We start from the raw sequence: 20,201 nt of genomic DNA on the forward strand, positions 1-20,201 counted from the left end.
GTGCACGGGGGAGCGGGGGGCCGCTGGGGCGAGCGGCCGGGCAACGACGTCTGGGGCGGCGACGCCTGGGCCGAGGACGCCTGGGCCGACGACGAGGCCGAACAGGCGCAGCTGGTACGGCCGTACACGCTGACCCGGGGCCGGACCTGGCATGCCGAGAGCGACGCCTTCGACGTCATCGCCCAGATCTCCGCCGCCGACAGCGCCGACAGCGCTGACGCGGCCGACGGCCGGGAGCCCGCCGACGGCGAGCTGGCCGAGGACCCCGAGCACCAGGCCATCCTGGAGCTGGTCCAGCGCCGCCCGCTGTCGGTCGCCGAGATCGCCGCCGAGACCGACCTGCCGCTGGGCGTGGTCCGCATCCTGCTCGGCGACCTCCTCGACGCCGACCTCATCACCGTCAGCCGCCCCGTCCCACCCGCACAACTCCCCGACGTCCACATCCTCCGCGAAGTCATCCAGGGCCTACGCGCCCTCTGACCCCACGCCCGCCCCAAGGCCGTTCGCCAGGCACCCCACCCCGCCCGTACCGCCCGCGCTGTGCAGCCCGCGTCACGCGGGCCCCGCACCGCCCGCGCCCCTGCCCCGCCCGCGCCACCGCGCCCGCTCCGGGCCACGGCCGTTCGGCGGTGGAACCGCTGTTCGCACCGGTGCGCCGCACCGGCACACGGATGGGGCGTTTGGCGGGTCACCGCCGCTGCGGTCGAGCGCCGCTGGGCAGTCCCTGCGCATGGACAGCAACTCCATCCTGCCGCACCACGATTGGCCCTGCGAGGCGCTGCCGGTGCATCCGCCCGCGCCCCGGGCCCCGGCGGTGCCGCCGCCGCAGGCGCCGCCCCCGGCCGGGCACAGCGGAACGTTCCCGCACCTGCCCGCGCCGCGCCTGCCCCGGCTGCCGCGCCTGCCCGACCCGCCGCGCTGCGTGGCGCCGGTCCGGCCGAAGGCCGCCTACCGGCCGCAACCGCCGCCGCCGCCCCCGCCCCCGACTCCGACCCGGCACCCGCAGGCCGTGCTGCCGCCCAGGCCGACCCCCACCCACCTGCACGCCACCGCCGCCGCCCCGGTCACCCCGCCGGTGATCGTGCACAGCTCCACGACGGTGCCGTCGGCCTCGCCGGAGGCCGCGTTCGTCTTCGTCGCCGTCACCCTCCCCGCCCTGGTCGCCGCCGGGGCCGGATTCCTCAGCCACGCCATCGGGAGGCACCGTTGATCCTCGGATTCATCATCTTCGCGCTGTGCGGGGCCCTGGTCGCCGTCCTGGTCCTGGCCGGTTTCGGACGCACCCCGCGCTCCCGCGAGGGCACCTTCTCCGGCGGCGCGCTCGGCTTCGTCGGCTCCGCCTCGCTGTCGTCCTTCGTGCTGGTCGCGGCCTTCCTCATCGCCGGGTCCTGGTCCAACATCAACACCGCCAAGGGCCACACCTTCGACGAGGCCCGGGCCCTGAACGCCGCCTACACCGACGCCGACACCACCACCCGCCCGCTGCTGCGCGACTACGTCACCTCGGTCATCCACGGCGAGTTCAGGACGATGGAGCACGGCCACGCCGACAACTACACCTGGCACGACCTGGACGCCGTCCGCGAGCACGTCGACGCCGAGCCCGCCTCCGCCGCCCGCACCCAGGAGTTGAGCGATCTGGACGACGTCTACACCACCCGGCAGATCCGGCTCGCCGACACCTCCGACACCCTGCCCGCGCCGCTGTACCCGGCGCTGATCGCCACCGGCCTGCTGGTGCTGCTGTACGCGCCGATCGCCGGACTCACCTTCAGCCTGCGCGAGTCGGTGGCCCTGGGGCTGGTCGGCGCGGTCGTCGGATTCGCCGTCTTCATGGTGCTGCACATGACCCACCCGTACACCGGGCCGGTCCACGTCACGGCGATCGCGTACACCCAGAGCCTCGCCCGCTTCGCCCAACTGTCAGGGGGTTGACCGGCCCACTAGGATCACGCCCGTGGACTCCATAGTGGCGCTGAAGATCCTGGTCGCGGGCGGTTTCGGGGCGGGCAAGACCACCCTGGTCGGCGCCGTCAGCGAGATCCGCCCGCTGCGCACCGAGGAGCGCCTGAGCGAGGCCGGGCGCCCGGTGGACTCCCTCACCGGCGTGGAGTCCAAGGCGACCACGACCGTCGCCATGGACTTCGGCCGCATCGACATCCGCGAGGGCCTCGCCGTCTACCTCTTCGGCACCCCCGGCCAGGACCGCTTCTGGTTCGTCTGGGACGAGTTGGCGCTGGGCGCGCTCGGCGCGATCGTCGTGGCCGACACCCGGCGGCTGGAGGACTGCTTCCCCTCGGTCGACTTCTTCGAGCGCCGCGGCATCCCCTTCGTGGTCGCCGTCAACTGCTTCGAGGGCGCCCGGACCTACCCCCCCGACCAGGTCCGCACCGCCCTCGACCTCGACCCCGCCATCCCCGTCCTCCTCTGCGACGCCCGCGTCCGCGACTCCGTCAAACAGGTCCTGGTCTCCGTCGTAGAACTCTCCCTCCCCACCGCCCAGCCCGCGTAGCGCCCGTTCGATCTGCCCGTCACTCAGGTCAGGCAGACCGAGGTCGGGAATCTCGATCCCCAGCTCGTCGTCGCTCACAAGGGCCCGGGAATCTGTAGGTGGCCGGCGGCCCTTCCCGTCGCGTCCCTCCGCATGGCAGTCAGGCTCAGGTCGACGAGACGGGGAACGGGAGTCACATCGAGCTGTTCGCGTGGGTGGAGCAGGCCGCGTTCGCATGTCTCCGCGACCCATACCGTGCAACTGGCCCTTGGATAGGCGGGATTGATGCCGATCTCGCCTTTGGGGAGGAAGCCGTTGAAGGGCGTCGGAATCCCCGCTGCGTTCCAGAAGGTCCATGCCTCCAGTGCCTTCGCCTGTTCGAAGGCCAGGTACAGCTGTGGATAGCGTCCGATGGTACGCATCTCACGAAAGACGAGTTGTCCCAGCAGGGACGGCGCGGCCGTGGCCAGGACGTCGAAGCTCGCGTTGCGGAAGGTGAAGGCCGAGGCGTCCTGGGAGGGGTCGAGTGCCACGGCAGTGAACAGATGCGCGAGGCGATCCCTGCAGTACTCGGCGACCCCGTGCGCCAGTTCGGGCTCGAGCTGGCCGATCAGTTCGATGAGGCGGTCGTGTGACGGGTGGAAGCGGGTCAGGTCGAAGAGTCTGCCCATGTCCTCCACGGCGCTGAACGCCAGGCGTTTGTAGAGCCGGTTGTTCAACTCGCCGTCCTGGCCGTACTTCCTGGTCTGGGGGGACGTGGAGTGGAGCATCAGGTACTCCGACAGCACCTCGAAGTAGAGGTAGCCGAGGAAGGGGAAGCTCGGCACCGTGGAGGCGAGTTGGTCGACGAACAGGGCAGGCGGGGTCCGTCTGCCGGTGGAGTTGGCGAGGAGTACGTCGAGGAACGGGGCCGCCGCCCGGACCCTGCCGGTCGCCGTCTGGCGGAGCCGGACGTCCTCGGAGGGGGTGAGGTGGCTGCGGTGCTGGAGATAGGTGCGCAGGTGGATGCGGCCCAGCCGCAGGTAGTCGATCCCCCTGGCCGGGACGGGAGCGCTCGGGGTGACCTCGAAGACCAGGGTGCTGGTGTGCGCTTTGGTCTCCAGCAGATAGGAGCCCAGGTTGTGGGGGCGCAGCCCGGCGGCCTCCGGGACGAGCGGGGCACAGTAGACGGCTGCGACGAGACAGCCGGTGGAGGCGTAGAGCTGGCCGCTGGCACGGATGGCGTCCAGCGCGACGGTGGTGTGCATCAGGTGGATGGGCCGTCCGCTGGTGAGCATCTCGGTCATGGAGTTGTCCCGAAGCAACTCACCCCCCGGCGTGTGGTGTTCAAGGCGGTGGCGCCAGTCGGCGTCACTTTCGGCCAACCCTGCGGGGACCGGTCGGTCGGCGGCGCGAGTGTGGTCGTGGTGGGCGTCGTCCCAGTCACTGGTCATGGAAGGGCCTTCCCTCGTCGGGTGTCAGGGCGTTGAGGGCGTGGTCGAGCGCCTGCTGATGGGTGGCGCCGTCGAGCCGGGCCTGTTCGCTGCGGAGTACGAGGTCGAATGCGACGTGGTGCAGCCAGCCGGGCACCGGAACCCGAAGCCTGGTGAGGTCGGGCCACCAGCGGGTGCGGGGGAGCCGGTAGCGGTCCAGGCAGTCGGCTGCCTTGAGCAGATCGATCAGATGCGGGGCCTGCCGGTAGGCCCGGTCCTGATCGGCGGTGAAGGCGTCGTACGGCACGTCGTGAAGGGCTACGGCCGTTGCTGCCTCATGCAGGGCCCGCCTGGACGGGTGGACGTCGAGTACGGACGTGACGGTGTCTGCGTTCTGCAGGAGCCACGACGCCGCGCGCCATCCATGGCCGGGGTCCTGTCGGTCGTCGTGGCGTCGGCAGTCGTGGACTGCCGCTGCCGTGCACAGCCCTGCTGTCTGATCACTGTCGAGCCCGGCCCCGTGGCCGAGCAGGGAGGCGAGCAGGCTGACGCGGGCGTTGTGGCGGACGCCGTGGAGGGAGTCGGCGAGGCGGCTGTCCGCGAACCAGGTGACCTCCGGTACCAGCATCCTCGCCCGGCGTGGGAGGCTGGGACCGGCAGAGGCGCATGCGGGCCGGTTCCGGAGGATCCAGTCGAGTGTGCCCTGGTCCATCGTCTGGTGGGCTGGTAGGCGGCGGTCCTCGGCAAGCTGCCGCAGCGTGGGTGAGGGCATGGGTTCCTCGAAGAGACAGGTACATGTGGGCGTGAAGCTGGGTGTGGCGATTCTGACGATGGGCACGCGGCCGAAGGAGCTGGCCGCGCTGCTGGCGTCGGTCGGGTCGCAGACGGCTCCTGCCGCCCGGACGGTGCTGATCGGCAACGGGTGCCCCCTGCCGGCGGGGCTGCCGTCCTGGGTGGAGACGGTGGAGCTGGCGGAGAATCTCGGGGTCACCGGCGGCCGGAACGTCGCGCTGGAGCACCTGCGCGACATGGATCTGGTACTGGACCTGGACGACGACGGGCTGCTGGTCGCCGATGACGTGTTCGCCCGGATCACCGCCCTGTACCAGGCCGATGCCCGGCTCGGAATCGTCGGCTTCCGGATCGCGGACGAGACCGGTGCCACGGCGCGTCGCCACGTCCCCCGGTTGCAGGCCGGGGATCCGCTGCGCGGCGGCTACGTCACCGGATTCCTCGGCGGTGCGCATGTGCTGTCCACGACGATGCTGGCGCAGGTCGGCGGCTGGCCGGACGCGTTCTTCTTCGCACACGAGGAGACGGACATGGCGTGGCGTGCTCTGGATGCGGGGTGGCGCGTGCTGTACGAGCCGCACCTGCTGCTCCAGCACCCCCGCACGTCCCCGGCCCGGCACTCCTTCTTCTACCGGGTGAACGCCCGCAACCGGGTGTACCTGGCCCGTCGGCACCTGCCCGCCCTGCTGGTCCCGGTCTACCTGGGGGTGTGGGTGGCGCTGACGCTGGCCCGCACCCGTGACCCGGCCGGCCTGCGGGCGTGGTTCGCCGGGTTCGCCGAGGGGTGGCGCACGCCCTGCGGCCCCCGCCGGCCGATGCGCTGGCGCACGGTGTGGACCATGACCAGACTCGGCCGTCCGCCGGTGATCTGACGCGCTCAGGCGGACTGGTCGCGCAGCCAGTCCGGGAGCGCTTCGGGTGTCCGTTCCAGCCACTGCGCGTACCGCCGTACCCCGTCTTCGATGCCGACCCGTGGGGACCAGCGCAGCAGGCTTTCCATCCGGGTGGTGTCCGCGCAGGCGCCCAGCGGGTCGCCCTGAGGCTGAGGGGCCTCCAGGATCCGGCTGCCGGGGTAGTGCCGGCGCACGAGTTCGGCGACCTGCCGGATGGAGGTGGCTTGTCCCGTGCCGATGTTGACCGTGGACCGGTGGGCGCGAGGCGTGACGGCCGCCAGAAGGGTCGCGTCGGCGATGTCATCCACGTGGACGAAGTCGCGGACCTGGTGGCCGCCGCCGTTCAGGAGCAGCGGCAGCCCGAGGGAGGCACGCATGCCGAACCAGGCGACCACCCAGCTGTGCGAGTTCTCCTTGACCACCTGCGGCTCGCCGTAGACCGAGAAGTACCGGGTGATCGCGTACGAGCCCCCGACAAGGCTCAAGGCCGTCTGGTGCTCTCCCCAGACCTTCGTGTTGGCATATACGGACACAGGCACGAGCGGGTCGTTCTCGCTGAACCGCGCAGTCTCGTCGCACGAAGCGCCGCCGATGCCGTAGACGCTGGCGGAGGAGACGAAGACGAACCTGTCCAGTGTGCCGCTGTGCCTGGCTGCGGCGTCCAGCACGGTCTGAGTCCCGCTGATGTTCGCCTGCAGGGCGGCCGACGGGTTGCGGGTGCACTGGGCGACGTCGGCCAGGGCGGCGGCGTGAATGACGTAGTCGCTGCGTGAGACCAGGTCGTCCATCAATGCGGAGTCGGTGATGTCGCCCGCGATCACATCCGGATCGGCCGGGGAGATGCCGAACACCGTCGAGTAGACGGACGAGCCGTAGGCGTCCAGCCGGCCCACGGCCAGAGGATTGGCCCCGATGCCCCGAAGCCTGTGCACGATGCGACTGCCGACCAGTCCGAAACCACCCGTCACGGTGACGGTCGCACCGGCGAGACCGGCCAGGCGGTCCAGGGCGTTCACGGCGTTCACGGCGTCGGTCGTTCGCGGCGCGGCCACGCAGGGGCTTTCCGCCAGGGCAGCGGTCAAGGTGTCCCGCGCGCGTTCAGCGCGGGTGTGATGGATCGTCATGCATCCAGGGTGACGGTGGACTTCCCGGGCGTGAACGCCTGCGGAGTGCTACTTCCTGAAGTCGTACCGGGCCCGAATGATACGTGGCGTAGCACGACGGGTTCAGCGGGTGAAGAGGCTGATACCGAGGATGCCGCCCAGCCTGCGGACCCGGGTGGTGCTTGCGTGGCCGGACCGTTGCATGATCGCGCCGGGCAGCGCCTGGTGGCGTGCCCAGTCGGGGTGGTGGCTGCACACGTCCAGGAGGGTGTCCAGGGCGGCGTCGTGCTGGCGGGTGTCTGCCTGGGCCAGGGCGATGTCCAGGGCGAGGCGGTTGCGCCCGGCCTGGGCGAGCGGGGTGAGGTCGCCCAGCGACCGGGCCAGGGTGAGTGCCTTGCCGGGTTCCCCCAGCACGGTGTGGATGCCGATGGCCTGGGCGGTGACGGTCGTCGGGCCGTACGAGGTGCCGTTGATCATCACGTCGCGCCCCATCCGGGCTGCGACCGCACGCCCTTGGCTCAGCAGGTCCCGGGCGCGGTCGCTGTGGCCGCTGCGTGAGGCGACCACGGCCGCGAACGTGACGTGCCATCCGTAGGCGGCGAGTTGCTCCATGTCATGGTCCGCGTAACGGGGCTCGATCGACTCGTAGGCGAGGGCGGCTGTGCCGGCGGCCTGGTCCAGGCGGGCGTCGCGCAGGTAGATCCACGAGCGTCCGCAGTCGACCATGGCGGTGCGCAGGGGGTCGCCCGCCCTCTCGGCGTGGTGACGGGCGTGACCGATGGCGGCGTACGCCAGATCCCGTGCTCCGTGGAACTGCGCGGCATAGGCCGAGAGGCGGTAGGCGTCGGCCAGCAGGCCGTGGGCTGCGCACCGCCGGTCCTCTGCGGCGGCGTTCAGCAGGGCGGCGGCCTGGACGACGGCAGGAGCGGCCAGCGTGCCTGCCCGGGTGTAGTCCCCGGCGCGGTAGTCCGCCCAGGCGGTTGCGAGTTCGGAGGCCAGCTCGGCTGTGCGGGGCGGCTCGCCGGGGATGCCGACTCCGGCAGCGGTGTCGTGGACGGTGCGGGACAGCTCCCGCAGCATCGCCCGATCGCCGATCAGCGCCGACCGGCGCGGGGCCTGCTGACCGAGGATCACGGACACGTCGGCGTGCAGCGCGGCGGAGAGCTTGAGCAGGGACGGCAGGCCGATGCCGCCGCCCTGGGACCGTTCGGCCTTGCGCACCGTCGCCGGGGAAACCCCTGCGGCGTCCGCGAGTTGTTCCTGGGTCATTCCGGCGCGAAGCATCTTGATGCGTTGGCCGGTGGAGTAGTCGGACCATTGCGTCATGGGATGCGTCTCCGTCCGTGGGTGGCCTCTTTCGGACGTTACCCCTTCGCGGGTGCGGGTGACCCCGTGATCCCCAGCAGGGAGGCCAGGGCGGTGAGCGTGTCGTCCGTGCCGTCGGCCAGGACGGTCGTGATGCCCAGGGCCTCGGCGGGCGGCAGGTTCGCCCGCTGGTCGTCCACGAAGACGCACTCGCCTCCGGTCAGCCCCATGCGGGCGAGCGTACGGCGGTAGATCTCCGGGGCGGGCTTGGCGATTCCCTCGTGCCCGGAGACCACGGCCACATCGAAGAGGTCCTCCACCCCCAAGGCCAGGTACGGGTTGTAGGGGTCCAGGCCGAAGGAGTTGGACAGCAGGGCGACGGTGTAGCCCGCCGTCCTGGCCGCCTTCGCCAGGGCGACCATGCCCTGATCGGCGCCCACCGCTGCCCAGACCCGGCCCATCAGGTTGTCGTGGTCGGCGACCCCGAGGACAGGCGCGGTCAGCCGGTTCCAGTGCGCCTGGGTGATCAGGCCCCTTTCCAGGTCGGCATAGAGCCGCCGTATCTCGGGGTGGGTGCCGAGGACCCGGTGCCACGCTCCGGCATCCAGGCCCTGGTCGGTGCACCACCCCCGGTGGGCTGCTCCGACGTCGGCAGTCAGCACGCCCACGAAGTCGAGAATCAGCCCACGGTAGGGCAACCTTCCTGCCGCTGACGGGGGTTGGACGGCGGTGGGGTGGGTGTTCGGCGCCATGCTGTCGTCCTCCGGGTGAGTGGTCCCGGCCGGACGATACCCGCCGACGGGTGCGGTCAGGCCCGGGGTGGCGGACGCCCGTGCAGTCGGGTCAGCGGGGCGGTGCGTGGAAGGGGCCGGTGGGGGCGAAGGCGTGGGCGGCGAAGCGTTCGCCGATGCGGCGGTGGGTGGCGGCGTCGGGGTGGAGCTGATCGGGGAGGGGCAGTTGGGCGCATGATTCAGGATGCCGGGGCCGCCGCGAGCGAGGGTCGACTTGGCTGATGCGGCGTCAACAGATCTGCGGAATAAGGGATTCCTCCATGGAACCGGTCATACAAGCCGCACAATAGGTCTTCACGGGATCGGCACATCGGGGGGTGAGGCGGGGCGGTGGTGGCAGCAGTGGCGGGAGCGTCGGCGCGGCCCGGAGCGGATCCCGGCGGCGGGGGGAGGCACGCGCCGGGGCAGGAACCGGCCGGGACGGGGACGGCCGGGGCCGGGACGGCGCGGGACGACCGGGGGTCGGGCGCCTACCGGCGCGGGTCCTGGCGGTCCGGGCTCGGCTGCGGCATCACCCTGCTCAGCGTGGTGGCGCTGGTCGCGGTCGGGCAGCTGGCGGGGGTGCTGGCGCACCGGCCGGGCCGCAGCAGCTCCGCGGTGGTGCTGGCGGCGCGGCTGAACGCGCTGCCCGCCGCACGGCAGGCGGTGCCCGGCACCGGCGAGGGCGTGGCCACGCTGGTCGCCGGGCTGGGGCTGCCGTCGAGCACCACCGTCGACACCCAGTTCCGGCCCGGTGACACCGTCGTGGCGATCGGCGTCACCGGGGACTGCGTGTTCGTGGACGTCCACGACCGGCGGCTGGACGCCTGGCCCGCCCCGGAGCTGTCGCCCTGCACCGCCTCCGTCGCCTACCGGACGGTACTGACCTTCCGCCGCCGGGCCGCCGCCGAGCAGAGCGCCGACACCGCCGCCAGCGCGCTCCCCCACCCCCCGGCCTGACCCCGCCGACGCCTGTCGGCGGCGCCGCTCAGGTCGTCAGGCGGGTGGTGGGCTGATGGTGCCGGTGACCTCGCCGAGGCTGATGCGGGGGCCGTTCGGGGCGGGGCCGGGGGCGGTGGCGGTGATGGTGACTGTGTCGCCGTCCTCCAGGAAGCTGCGGGTGGAGCCGTCGGCCAGCCGCAGCGGCTCGGTGCCGTTCCAGCTCAGCTCGATCAGCGAGCCGCGCTGGTCGGCCGCCGTGCCGGAGACCGTGCCCGAGGCGTACAGGTCGCCGGTGCGCAGCGAGGCGCCGTTGACGGTCATGTGGGCCAGCATCTGCGCGGGCGACCAGTAGGTGTCCCGGTAGCGCGGCCGGGAGACCGCTTGGCCGTTGAGCCGGATCTCCAGCTCCAGGTCCAGCCCCAGGGCTGCTTCTCGGCCAGGTACGGCAGCGGCTCCGGCGATTGCGGCGGGGTCTCCACCCGGGCGTGCTCCAGCGCGGCCAGCGGCACCACCCAGGGCGACACCGAGGTGGCGAAGGACTTGCCGAGGAAGGGGCCGAGCGGCTGGTACTCCCAGGACTGGATGTCCCGGGCGGACCAGTCGTTGACCAGCACCACGCCGAAGACGTGCTCGGCGAAGGCGTCCGTGCCGACCGGGGTGCCCAGCTGCGAGGGCGCGCCGACGATGAAGCCGATCTCGGCCTCGATGTCGAGCCTGCGGCTGGGGCCGAAGTCCCCGGCCCCGCGCTGCCCGCTGGGCCTGCGCACGGCGGTGCCGGAGGGGACGACCGTCCCGGCGCGGCCGTGGTAGCCGACCGGTAGGTGCTTCCAGTTGGGCAGCAGCGCCTCGCCGCCGGGGCGGAACATCCGGCCGAGGTTGGTGGCGTGCGCCTCGGAGGCGTAGAAGTCGACGTAGTCGGCGACCTCCACCGGCAGCCGCAGCGCCACCTCGTCGATCGGGTGCAGGTTGCGCTCGCAGAAGCCGCGCCGCTCGTCGGTGGTGAGCATCCGCCGCACCTGGGCCCGGACGTACGCCCACTCGCGCGGGCCGCGCCGCAGGAAGCGGTTGAGCGAGCCGGTGGCGAGGTCCGCGCCGAGCGGGGTGCCCGCCCACATGGCGGCCAGGTCCAGCACGTGCCCGCCGATGGCGACGCCGACCCGGGGGCCGGTGCCGGAGCCGCCGCGCAGCGGTTCGAAGACGCCGTAGGGCAGGGTGTCGGCGGTGAAGCCGCAGCCGTCCGGTACCGGAACCCAGCTCACGAACGGTCCCCCTGCGGCGGGAGTTCGCCCTGCGGCGGCAGCTCGCCCTGCGGGCCGCGGCCGCTCCAGCTCCAGGCGTACCGGCCGTCGTCGCCGGCCCGGCCGCCCTCGGCCAGGTCCAGCGGGCGGAAGGTGTCGACCATGACCGCCCGCTCGTCGAAGAACTCGGCGCCGATGCTGCGCTCGTACGCGCCGGGCTGCGGCCCGTGGGTGTGGCCGCCGGGGTGCAGCGAGACCGAGCCCTGGCCGATGCCGGAGCCCTTGCGGGCCTCGTAGTCGCCGCCGCAGTAGAACATCACCTCGTCGCTGTCCACGTTGGAGTGGTAGTAGGGGACGGGGATGGACAGCGGGTGGTAGTCGACCTTGCGCGGCACGAAGTTGCAGATGACGAAGCCGTTGCCCTCGAACACCTGGTGCGCCGGCGGCGGCTGGTGGATCCGGCCGGTGATCGGCTCGTAGTCGCGGATGTTGAAGGCGTACGGGTAGAGGCAGCCGTCCCAGCCGACCACGTCGAAGGGGTGCTCGGGGGTGGTGAGCACCGTTCCGCCGATGTCGCCGCCGACGCGGTGCTTGACGTACACCTCGACGTCGCCGGGCTCCTCGCTGAGCAGCGGGCCGACCGGGCCGCGCAGGTCGCGCTCGCAGAACGGCGCGTGCTCCAGCAGTTGGCCGAACTTGGAGAGGTAGCGCCTGGCCGGGGTGATGTGGCTGTTGGCCTCGATGGCGTACAGCCGCAGCGGCGCGTCGCCGGTGGGCAGCCAGCGGTGGGTGGTGGCGCGCGGCACGACCACGTAGTCGCCCTCGCCGACCTCGATGCTGCCGAAGACGCTCTCCATCACGCCCGAGCCGGACTCGAGGTAGACGCACTCGTCGCCGATGGCGTTGCGGTAGAGCGGGGAGGGGAGCCCGGCGGCGACGTAGGCGATGCGGACGTCGGCGTTGCCGAGGACGACCCGGCGGTCGCGGACCGGGTCGGCCTGCCGCCAGCTCTCACCGGGGAAGAGGTCGTGCAGCCGGAAGTGGTAGGGCTTGAGCGGGTGGTTGGGCTCGGGCTTGTCCTCGGCGGGCTGCCAGACCCGGCTGTCGACCAGCGCGGACGGCAGGTGCCGGTGGTACAGCAGGGAGGAGTCGGAGGAGAAGCCCTCCTCGCCCATCAGCTCCTCGAAGTAGAGCCGCCCGTCCGGATCCCGGTGCTGGGTGTGCCTCTTCGGGGGGACCGACCCGGTGCTGCGGTAGTACGCCACTTTTCGCCTCCTGAGCGACACTGGCCAGGGCTGACGCCCCGGTAGGGGCCTCGGCTCAATCCCATGGCGCGGACCCCCGCACTGTCAAGGAACGCCCGGTCGAGGAATGCCCGGGCCGTCCGTGGTGCACTCGCGGCCTGCCGGATCGCCTGTCGGCAACTCTCCGGACACGCGCATGTAACGATCAGCTGACCTTGCAGAAAGTTGCTGCAAGGACTTTCCAGCACGATGACACCCCTGTTACGTTCCTCCCCAAGCCCGACGGCAGTACCGGAGCGTCGGCTGGGCGAGGGCCTTGTGCGAAGGACCGAGCCAACCCCCACTTGGGCATACCCACCCTCCAAGGAGTGCACAATGCGTCGTGGCATTGCGGCAGCTGTTCTGGCAACGGCGATAGCGGTTTCTGCAAGCGCTTGCGGAAGCAGCTCGAGCGGCAGCTCGTCGACCAAGGCCGGCGGCCCGGTCACCATCACCTGGTGGGACACCTCGGACGCCACCAACGAGGCGCCGACCTACAAGCTGCTGGTCGCGGACTTCGAGAAGGCCAACCCCAGCATCAAGGTCGACTACGTCAACGTGCCCTTCGGCACCGCCGAGACCAAGTTCCAGACCGCCGCAGGCAGCTCTGGCGCGCCCGACGTGCTCCGCTCCGACATCGGCTGGACCCCGGCCTTCGCCAAGGCCGGCTACCTGGCCCCGCTCGACGGCACCCCGGCCATGGCCGACCAGTCCTCCTTCGAGGCCAGCCTGATCAAGCAGGCCAGCTACGGCGGCCACGTCTACGGCGCGCCCCAGGTCACCGACACCCTCGGCCTGATGTACAACAAGGCCCTCTTCGCCAAGGCCGGGATCACCGCCGCGCCCACCACCTGGGACCAGCTGAAGTCCGACGCCGCGCTGATCAAGCAGAAGTCCGGCACCGACGGCTTCGCCCTGGAGGCGTCCGCCTACTACGCCATGCCGTTCCTCTTCGGCGAGGGCACGGACATGGTGAACGCCACCACCAGCAAGATCACCATCAACTCGCCTGCCGCGGTCAAGGCCATCACCACCGCCAAGAGCATCGTCGGCGCCCCCGGCGTGTCCAAGCTGGACATCACCGCCAACGCCGACACCGACATCATGGACGCCTTCGAGAGCGGCAAGGTCGCCATGGTCGTCCAGGGCCCCTGGGACATCACCAACGTCTACGCGGGCTCCGCCTTCACCGACAAGGCCAACCTGGGCATCGCCCCCGTCCCGGCCGGCTCCACCGGCACCGCCGGAGCCCCCACCGGCGGCCAGAACCTGGTCGCCTACGCCGGGGCCGACGCCGCGCACCTCGCCGCCTCCGAGAAGTTCATCGCCTTCATGACCTCGGCCTCCAGCGAGACCCTGACCGCGCTGAAGAACGGCACCCTGCCCACCCGCAGCGACGCCTACACGGCCGCCGTCAAGGCCAACCCGGGCATCGCCGGCTACCAGGCCATCCTCAAGGACTCGGTGCCGCGCCTGGCCCTGCCCGAGTACAGCTCGCTCTACACGCCGCTCGGGGTCGACTACACCAAGATCCTGGCCGGCCAGGAGAGCGTCCAGAGCGGCCTGAACTCCACCGCCCAGGCGATCTCCAAGCTGCTCCCCTCGTACGCCGCCCAGTAAAGAAGCTGCCGGCCGGGCCGCACCTCCCTGAGCGGCCCGGCCGGCCACCGGCGTCCCCACCGCCGGACGCAGCACCCGCGGGGCCAGGGGCAGCGAGCAGAGCAGACGACTGTGTACGACCGGAATCATGAATGAGGTGTCGCGGATGACCGTCGCCGTCCAGGGCGGAGCCCTTGAGGAGGGCCGGGGCCGAGCGCCCCGGCGCGGGCCGTTCGCCAGGATCAGGCAGTCCTACGACCGGTACTGGTACGCCTGGGCGATGTCCGCCCCGGTCGCCCTGGTCATCGGCCTGGTGGTGCTCTACCCGCTGGCGCGCGGGATCTACCTGTCGCTGACCAACGCCACCAGCCTCAACGTCGGCCGCACCATCGGGGTGAACCACATCCCCGACAGCTACTCCTGGGTCGGACTGCACAACTACGAGCAGATCCTCTCCGGCGCCGACCACGAGTTCTGGCCGCACTTCCTGTGGACCATCGTCTGGACGGTCGGCTGCGTCGTCCTCACCTACGGCCTGGGCCTGGGCCTGGCCGTGCTGCTCAACCGGCAGGCCCGGGGACGCACGCTGTACCGGGTGCTGCTGGTGCTGCCCTGGGCGGTGCCCACCTTCGTCACCATCTTCTCGTGGCGGCTGATGCTCACCGACAACGGCGTGGTCAACAACCTCTTCTCGCTGCTGCACCTGCCCACCCCCAGCTGGCTGAGCGTGCCCCTCTGGCAGAAGGTCGCGGCCATCGCGGTCAACACCTGGGTCGGCGTGCCGTTCATGATGGTCTCGCTGCTGGGCGGCATGCAGGCCATCCCGAGCGAGCTGTACGAGGCCGCCGAGATGGACGGCGCCACCCCCTGGCAGCGGTTCCGGCACGTCACGCTGCCGGGGCTGCGCCCGGTCAGCAGCACCATCATCCTGCTCGGCGTGATCTGGACCTTCAACCAGTTCAACGTGATCAACCTGCTCTTCGGCAGCACCGGCAGCGACAGCGTGCAGATCCTGGTCACCTACGCCTACCAGCTGTTCTACGCCCAGCAGCCGCAGGACTTCGCGGACTCCGCCGCGTACGGCGTGATCATCCTGTCGATGCTGATCGTCTTCACCGGCTTCTACCGCCGCTGGCTGGCCCGCAACGAGCAGCAGGCCGCGTCATGAGCAGCGAGACCGCCAGCACCCCCGACCCGCAGGCCGCAGCAGCAGGAGCCGCCATGAGCGTCGCCGACCGAGCCGAACCCCGCACCACCGGCGCCACGACCACCGAGGCCGAGGCCGCGCCCGCGTCCGAGCCCGCCGCGCCCGCGTCCGAGCCCGCCGCGCCCGCGACCGTGCCGGTGCCCGCGCCCGCCGAGCCCGGCACGGCGCCCGCCGCACCCGGCACCGCGACCGCCGCCGTCACCGCCGCACCGGCGTCCGCACCGGCGTCCGCGTCCGGCCCGGGGCGTCGGCCCCGGCTCCGGGGCCGGCGCAGCCGCGGGGCCTCGCTGCTGCTGCACGGCACCCTCGCCCTGGCCAGCCTGGTCGCGGCCTTCCCGGTGGCCTGGATCGCGTACATCTCGCTCGGCCCCGGCACGGACGACTTCCTGCACCCCGGGCGCATCCTGGGCAAGGCTTCGCTGTCCAACTACGGCTACGTGCTGTTCCACACCGACTTCTTCACCTGGTTCGCCAACTCCGTGGTCGTCGGCGTCGGCACCATGGTGTTCGGGGTGCTGCTGGCCGCCAGCGCCGGGTACGCGGTCTCCCGGATGCGCTTCCCCGGGCACCGCCAGCTGATGTGGACCTTCCTGGTGACCCAGATGTTCCCGGTCGCGGTGCTGCTGGTGCCGCTCTACAACATCATGGGCAAGCTGGACCTGCTGGACAGCTACCAGGGCCTGATCATCATCTACTGCAGCACCGCCGTGCCGTTCTGCGCCTTCATGATGAAGGGGTACTTCGACACCATCCCGGTCGAGATCGACGAGGCCGGCCGGATCGACGGGCTCAGTCCCTTCGGCGTGTTTTGGCGGCTGATCGTGCCGCTGGCCCGCCCCGGACTGGCCGTCGCCGCCTTCTACAGCTTCCTCACCGCCTGGGGCGAGGTCGCCTACGCCTCCGTGTTCATGCTCTCGTCCGACAAGTACACGCTCGCGGTGGGTATCCAGACCTTCGTCAGCCAGTACAACCAGCAGTGGAACCTGATGGCCGCCATGGCCGTCCTGGTCGCCATCCCGGCCGCGCTGGTCTTCTACCTGGTGCAGAAGCACCTGGTGACCGGCCTCACCGCGGGCGGTACCAAGGGCTGACCCCCGCGCGGCGCCGGCCCCGCGCTCCCCGCGCGTGCCCTTCACGCCCCCACGCACGTTGATCAACTGCTGCTCACCGTCAACTGCTCACCGTCAACCGCCTGAGCCCAAGGGATTCCATGACCCAGCACCTTGCCGCCCTGAACCTGCCGACCGCCGAGGGGCAGGCCGCCACCCCGGCCGCCGCCGACGCCGCGCGCAGACCCGGCTGGTGGCGCGACGCGGTGATCTACCAGGTCTACCCGCGCAGCTTCGCCGACGCCGACGGCGACGGCATGGGCGACCTGGCCGGCATCCGCTCCCGGCTGCCCTACCTGCGCGAGCTGGGCGTGGACGCCGTGTGGCTGTCCCCCTTCTACAGCTCGCCGCAGGCCGACGCCGGTTACGACGTCGCCGACTACCGGGTGGTGGACCCGATGTTCGGCGACCTCGCGGACGCGCAGGGCCTGGTCACCGACGCCCACGCGCTGGGCCTGCGGGTGATCGTCGACATCGTCCCCAACCACGCCTCCGACCAGCACAGTTGGTTCCGGCAGGCGCTGCGCGAGGGCCCCGGCTCGCCGCTGCGCTCGCGCTTCCACTTCCGCTCGGGCAAGGGCGAGACCGGCGAACTGCCGCCCAACGACTGGGAGTCCATCTTCGGCGGCCCGGCCTGGACCCGCACCGAGAACCCGGACGGCACCCCCGGCGAGTGGTACCTGCACCTCTTCGCCCCGCAGCAGCCCGACTTCGACTGGGACAGCCCGGCCGTGGCCGACGAGTTCCGCAGCATCCTGCGGTTCTGGCTGGACCTCGGCGTCGACGGCTTCCGCATCGACGTCGCCCACGGCCTGGTCAAGGCCGCCGGACTGCCCGACATCGGCCTGCACGACCAGCTGCGGCTGCTCGGCAACGACGTGCTGCCCTTCTTCGACCAGGACGGCGTCCACGAGATCTACCGCGACTGGCGGCGCATCCTGGACGAGTACGGCACCGACCCCGGCACCCGCCGGATCGCCGTCGCCGAGGCGTGGACCCCGAGCGTCGAGCGCACCGCCAACTACCTGCGCCCGGACGAGCTGCACCAGGCGTTCAACTTCCAGTACCTGGGCACCGCGTGGGAGGCCGAGCCGCTGCGCGCGGTGGTGCAGGCCACGCTGGACTCCATGCGCCCGGTCGGCGCCCCGGCCACCTGGGTGCTGTCCAACCACGACGTGGTCCGCCACCTCACCCGCTTCGGCCACGGCGACCGCGAGCAGGACACCCGCCGCGCCCGCGCCGCGACCCTGCTGATGCTGGCCCTGCCCGGCTCCGCCTACCTGTACCAGGGCGAGGAGCTGGGCCTGCCCGAGGTGCTCGACCTGCCCGACGCCGCCCGCCAGGACCCGGCCTTCGCCCGCGCCCGGGGCACCGCCGCCGAGGGCCAGGAGGGCATGCGGGACGGCTGCCGGGTGCCGATGCCGTGGTCCGGCTCGGTCGCGCCGTACGGCTTCGGCCCGGTCGAGGGCGGCCCCAGCTGGCTGCCGCAGCCCGCCGAGTGGGCCAAGCTCAGCGTCGAGGCGCAGACCGGGGACGCCTCCTCGACGCTGGAGCTGTACCGGCGCGCCCTGGCCGCCCGCCGCGCACACCCGGCCCTGGGCACCGGCGACAGCGTCGAGTGGCTGGACGCCCCGCAGGGCGCGCTCGCCTTCCGCCGCAGCACCTCCGACGGCGTGTTCGTCTGCACCGTCAACACCTCCGCCGCCCCGCTGGCCCTGCCCGCGCCCGGACGGCTGCTGCTGGCCTCCGCCGACCTGGCCCCGACCGTGCCCGGCGCGGACGTCCTGCTCCCGGCCGACTCGACCGTCTGGTGGACCTGCTGACATGGCATCAGGCCGACCGGCGGCCGTGCCCGCGCCCCGCCTGTCCGACATCGCCGCCCAGGCGGGGGTGAGCGAGGCCACCGTCTCCCGGGTGTTCAACGGGAAGGCGGGGGTGTCCGCCACCACCCGGGAGACGGTGCTGGCGGCGCTGGACGTGCTCGGCTACGAGCGCCCGGTACGGCTGCGGCAGCGCAGCGCCGGGCTGGTCGGCCTGATCATGCCCGAGCTGAACAACCCCATCTTCCCGGCGCTGGCCCAGGTCATCGAGAAGGTGCTGACCCGGCACGGCTACACGCCGGTGCTCTGCACCCGCACCCCGGGCGGCTCCACCGAGGACGAGCTGGTGGACATGCTGGTGGACCGGGGGGTCACCGGCATCGTCTTCGTCTCCGGCCTGCACGCCGACACCGCCGCCGACACCGGGCGCTACGCCCGACTGGCCGCGCGGGGTGTGCCGTTCGTGCTGATCAACGGCTACAGCGAGCTGATCCCGGCGCCGTTCGTCTCCACCGACGACCGGCTGGCGATGCGGATGGCCGTGCAGCACCTGGCCGAACTCGGCCACGAGCGCATCGGCCTGGCCCTGGGCCAGCGCCGGTTCGTGCCGGTGCTGCGCAAGTTGGAGGGGTTCGCCGCCGCCTGCCGGGACCTCCTGGGCCAGGAGCCGGAGCAGAGCGCGGAGCGGGTCAGGCACACCCTGTTCAGCGTCGAGGGCGGCCACGCGGCCGCCGCCGGGCTGCTGGAACAGGGCTGCACGGCGGTGGTCTGCGGCAGCGACCTGATGGCCTTCGGCGTGATCCGCGCCGTGCGCCAGCACGGGCTGAGCGTCCCGGGGGACGTCTCGGTGGTGGGCTTCGACGACTCGCCGCTGATCGCCTTCGCCGACCCGCCGCTGACCACCATCCGCCAGCCGGTCGAGGCCATGGGCGCGGCCGCGGTGGACGCCCTGCTGGAGGAGATCAACGGCAACGGCACGCACCGCGACGAGTTCGTGTTCCAGCCCGAACTGGTCGTCCGCGGCTCGACCGGAGCCGCCCGCCCGCGCGGCTGACCGGGACGACCCGCCGCCCCGGCAGGCGGTGATCGCCGGAAGCTGCCGTACTGCCCGGTCAGGTTGCCCCCGTGCAATAGTCTTGCCCGGACAGCGAATCCGGCCGACACACGGGACGACTACGTGAACACAGCACGGCTGGCGGACATCGCGGCGCAGGCGGGGGTCAGCGAGGCCACCGTCTCCCGCGTGCTGAACGGCAAACCGGGGGTGTCCGCCACCACCCGGCAGATGGTGCTGGCCGCGCTGGATGTGCTCGGCTACGAGCGCCCGGTACGGCTGCGGCAGCGCAGCGCCGGGCTGATCGGCCTGATCACCCCGGAGCTGAGCAATCCCATCTTCCCGGCGTTCACGCAGGTCATCGAGCAGGTACTGACCCGGTACGGCTACACGCCGGTGCTGTGCACGCAGACCCCGGGCGGCTCCACCGAGGACGAGCTGGTGGAGCTGCTGGTCGAGCGCGGGGTCACCGGCATCGTCTTCATCTCCGGTCTGCACGCCGACACCACCGCCGACACCGAGCGCTACGCCCGGCTGAACGGCAAGGGCGTCCCCTTCGTCATGATCAACGGCTACAGCTCCCGGATCAGCGCCCCCTTCATCTCCCCGGACGACCGTGCGGCCATGCACATGGCCGTGCAGCACCTCGCCGGGCTCGGCCACGAGCGGATCGGCCTGGCCGTCGGCCCGGCCCGGTTCGTGCCGGTGGAGCGCAAGCTGGAGGGCTTCGCCGACGCCATGGGCACCGCCTTCGGGCTGGACGCCGCCGGTGTGGCCGAGCTGGTCCAGCACTCGCTGTTCACCGTGGAGGGCGGCCAGGCCGCCGCCACCGCGCTGCTGGACCGGGGCTGTACCGCGATCGTCTGTGGCAGCGACCTGATGGCCTTCGGGGCCATCCGCGGCGTCCGCGCCCGGGGGCTGGCCGTGCCCAGGGACGTCTCGGTGGTGGGTTTCGACGACTCGCCGCTGATCGCCTTCGCCGACCCGCCGCTGACCACCATCCGCCAGCCGGTCGAGGCCATGGGCGCGGCGGCGGTGAACGTCCTGCTGGAGGAGATCAGCGGCAACCCGGCCCAGCGCGGGGAGTTCGTCTTCCAGCCGGAGCTGGTCGTCCGCGGCTCGACGGCCGCCGCGCCCCCGCGCGGCTGAGCCCGAGCCCGCCCGGGGCGGGCACGGCGACGGC

The 20,201-nt window shown here is 72.0% G+C and carries 18 protein-coding genes and 1 pseudogene; 12 read left to right on the plus strand and 7 right to left on the minus strand.

Translation table 11 applies throughout. The features are described from left to right. The 4 genes from GXW83_RS10215 (at position 1) to GXW83_RS10230 (ending at position 2,512) form a co-directional block, all read left to right on the plus strand. A complete protein-coding gene (locus tag GXW83_RS10215) occupies positions 1-480 on the plus strand; it encodes a DUF742 domain-containing protein (protein WP_182442759.1) in 480 nt (159 codons plus the stop codon). A gap of 250 nt (positions 481-730) precedes the next feature. Continuing rightward, positions 731-1,210, plus strand: coding sequence for a hypothetical protein (locus GXW83_RS10220; RefSeq protein ID WP_182442760.1), 480 nt, complete (start codon positions 731-733; stop codon positions 1,208-1,210). Beyond that, positions 1,207-1,935 carry a hypothetical protein gene (locus GXW83_RS10225; protein WP_182442761.1) on the plus strand — a complete coding sequence of 243 codons (729 nt, stop codon included), beginning with the start codon at positions 1,207-1,209 and terminating at the stop codon, positions 1,933-1,935. Before GXW83_RS10220 ends, GXW83_RS10225 begins: the two co-directional genes overlap by 4 nt. A 22-nt stretch (positions 1,936-1,957) precedes the next feature. Next, positions 1,958-2,512, plus strand: a complete 555-nt coding sequence (locus GXW83_RS10230; RefSeq protein ID WP_225446882.1) for an ATP/GTP-binding protein — start codon at positions 1,958-1,960, stop codon at positions 2,510-2,512. A 74-nt stretch (positions 2,513-2,586) separates the two neighbouring features. On the opposite strand, the gene GXW83_RS10235 is transcribed toward GXW83_RS10230, so the two are convergent. Both GXW83_RS10235 and GXW83_RS10240 read right to left on the minus strand, forming a co-directional pair. Further along, positions 2,587-3,777, minus strand: a complete 1,191-nt coding sequence (locus tag GXW83_RS10235) for a hypothetical protein (RefSeq protein WP_225446883.1) — start codon at positions 3,775-3,777, stop codon at positions 2,587-2,589. Between the two features lie 136 nt (positions 3,778-3,913). After that, the gene (locus GXW83_RS10240; protein WP_225446884.1) at positions 3,914-4,531 is read right to left on the minus strand and encodes a hypothetical protein; all 618 of its coding nucleotides are present in this window, start codon (positions 4,529-4,531) and stop codon (positions 3,914-3,916) included. Positions 4,532-4,673: 142 nt separating this feature from the next. Here GXW83_RS10240 and GXW83_RS10245 point away from each other — a divergent pair, with 142 nt between their 5' ends. After that, a complete protein-coding gene (locus GXW83_RS10245) occupies positions 4,674-5,567 on the plus strand; it encodes a glycosyltransferase family 2 protein (protein ID WP_182442764.1) in 894 nt (297 codons plus the stop codon). Positions 5,568-5,572: 5 nt separating this feature from the next. Here the strand turns inward: GXW83_RS10245 and GXW83_RS10250 are convergent, their stop codons facing one another. The 3 genes from GXW83_RS10250 to GXW83_RS10260 form a co-directional block, all read right to left on the minus strand. Beyond that, the gene (locus GXW83_RS10250) at positions 5,573-6,712 is read right to left on the minus strand and encodes an NAD-dependent epimerase/dehydratase family protein (RefSeq protein WP_182442765.1); all 1,140 of its coding nucleotides are present in this window, start codon (positions 6,710-6,712) and stop codon (positions 5,573-5,575) included. Positions 6,713-6,814: 102 nt separating this feature from the next. Further along, positions 6,815-8,017 (minus strand): helix-turn-helix transcriptional regulator, encoded by a 1,203-nt coding sequence (locus GXW83_RS10255; protein WP_182442766.1) that lies wholly within the window; start codon positions 8,015-8,017, stop codon positions 6,815-6,817. A 38-nt stretch (positions 8,018-8,055) separates the two neighbouring features. Continuing rightward, positions 8,056-8,748, minus strand: a complete 693-nt coding sequence (locus GXW83_RS10260; RefSeq protein WP_182442767.1) for an HAD family phosphatase — start codon at positions 8,746-8,748, stop codon at positions 8,056-8,058. Between the two features lie 372 nt (positions 8,749-9,120). Between GXW83_RS10260 and GXW83_RS10265 the strand changes: the two genes are divergently transcribed. Further along, entirely contained in the window at positions 9,121-9,726 is a 606-nt protein-coding gene (locus GXW83_RS10265; RefSeq protein WP_182442768.1) for a hypothetical protein, read from the plus strand. A 36-nt stretch (positions 9,727-9,762) separates the two neighbouring features. Here the strand turns inward: GXW83_RS10265 and fahA are convergent. Both fahA and GXW83_RS10275 read right to left on the minus strand, forming a co-directional pair. Further along, positions 9,763-10,967 (minus strand): annotated as a pseudogene (gene fahA / locus GXW83_RS10270) (fumarylacetoacetase). After that, entirely contained in the window at positions 10,964-12,211 is a 1,248-nt protein-coding gene (locus GXW83_RS10275; RefSeq protein ID WP_182442769.1) for a homogentisate 1,2-dioxygenase, read from the minus strand. Before GXW83_RS10275 ends, fahA begins: the two are co-directional and overlap by 4 nt. 354 nt (positions 12,212-12,565) lie before the next feature. Here GXW83_RS10275 and GXW83_RS10280 point away from each other — a divergent pair, with 354 nt between their 5' ends. The 6 genes from GXW83_RS10280 (at position 12,566) to GXW83_RS10305 (ending at position 20,167) form a co-directional block, all read left to right on the plus strand. Further along, positions 12,566-13,849, plus strand: a complete 1,284-nt coding sequence (locus tag GXW83_RS10280) for an extracellular solute-binding protein (RefSeq protein ID WP_182442770.1) — start codon at positions 12,566-12,568, stop codon at positions 13,847-13,849. A 145-nt stretch (positions 13,850-13,994) separates the two neighbouring features. Next, the gene (locus GXW83_RS10285) at positions 13,995-14,996 is read left to right on the plus strand and encodes a carbohydrate ABC transporter permease (protein ID WP_182447211.1); all 1,002 of its coding nucleotides are present in this window, start codon (positions 13,995-13,997) and stop codon (positions 14,994-14,996) included. Between the two features lie 176 nt (positions 14,997-15,172). Next, positions 15,173-16,126, plus strand: a complete 954-nt coding sequence (locus tag GXW83_RS10290; protein ID WP_182447212.1) for a sugar ABC transporter permease — start codon at positions 15,173-15,175, stop codon at positions 16,124-16,126. A gap of 119 nt (positions 16,127-16,245) precedes the next feature. After that, positions 16,246-17,967, plus strand: coding sequence for a glycoside hydrolase family 13 protein (locus tag GXW83_RS10295; RefSeq protein WP_182442771.1), 1,722 nt, complete (start codon positions 16,246-16,248; stop codon positions 17,965-17,967). Position 17,968: 1 nt separating this feature from the next. Beyond that, positions 17,969-19,018, plus strand: coding sequence for a LacI family DNA-binding transcriptional regulator (locus tag GXW83_RS10300; protein WP_182442772.1), 1,050 nt, complete (start codon positions 17,969-17,971; stop codon positions 19,016-19,018). Positions 19,019-19,141: 123 nt separating this feature from the next. Continuing rightward, complete coding sequence (locus tag GXW83_RS10305) at positions 19,142-20,167, plus strand: LacI family DNA-binding transcriptional regulator (RefSeq protein WP_182442773.1); 1,026 nt, start codon at positions 19,142-19,144, stop codon at positions 20,165-20,167. Positions 20,168-20,201 lie beyond the last annotated feature (34 nt).

The organism is Streptacidiphilus sp. PB12-B1b, from assembly GCF_014084125.1.
In the GTDB taxonomy this organism is placed as follows: Bacteria; Actinomycetota; Actinomycetes; order Streptomycetales; family Streptomycetaceae; genus Streptacidiphilus.

Coding starts and splice junctions, on each gene's coding strand:
- GXW83_RS10280 (WP_182442770.1), top strand. CDS start 12,566: ATGCGTCGTGGCATTGCGGCAGCTGTTCTGGCAACGGCGATAGCGGTT.
- GXW83_RS10235 (WP_225446883.1), bottom strand. CDS start 3,777: ATGACCGAGATGCTCACCAGCGGACGGCCCATCCACCTGATGCACACC.
- GXW83_RS10285 (WP_182447211.1), top strand. CDS start 13,995: ATGACCGTCGCCGTCCAGGGCGGAGCCCTTGAGGAGGGCCGGGGCCGA.
- GXW83_RS10220 (WP_182442760.1), top strand. CDS start 731: ATGGACAGCAACTCCATCCTGCCGCACCACGATTGGCCCTGCGAGGCG.
- GXW83_RS10255 (WP_182442766.1), bottom strand. CDS start 8,017: ATGACGCAATGGTCCGACTACTCCACCGGCCAACGCATCAAGATGCTT.
- GXW83_RS10260 (WP_182442767.1), bottom strand. CDS start 8,748: ATGGCGCCGAACACCCACCCCACCGCCGTCCAACCCCCGTCAGCGGCA.
- GXW83_RS10295 (WP_182442771.1), top strand. CDS start 16,246: ATGACCCAGCACCTTGCCGCCCTGAACCTGCCGACCGCCGAGGGGCAG.
- GXW83_RS10250 (WP_182442765.1), bottom strand. CDS start 6,712: ATGACGATCCATCACACCCGCGCTGAACGCGCGCGGGACACCTTGACC.
- GXW83_RS10245 (WP_182442764.1), top strand. CDS start 4,674: ATGGGTTCCTCGAAGAGACAGGTACATGTGGGCGTGAAGCTGGGTGTG.
- GXW83_RS10300 (WP_182442772.1), top strand. CDS start 17,969: ATGGCATCAGGCCGACCGGCGGCCGTGCCCGCGCCCCGCCTGTCCGAC.
- GXW83_RS10240 (WP_225446884.1), bottom strand. CDS start 4,531: ATGCTGGTACCGGAGGTCACCTGGTTCGCGGACAGCCGCCTCGCCGAC.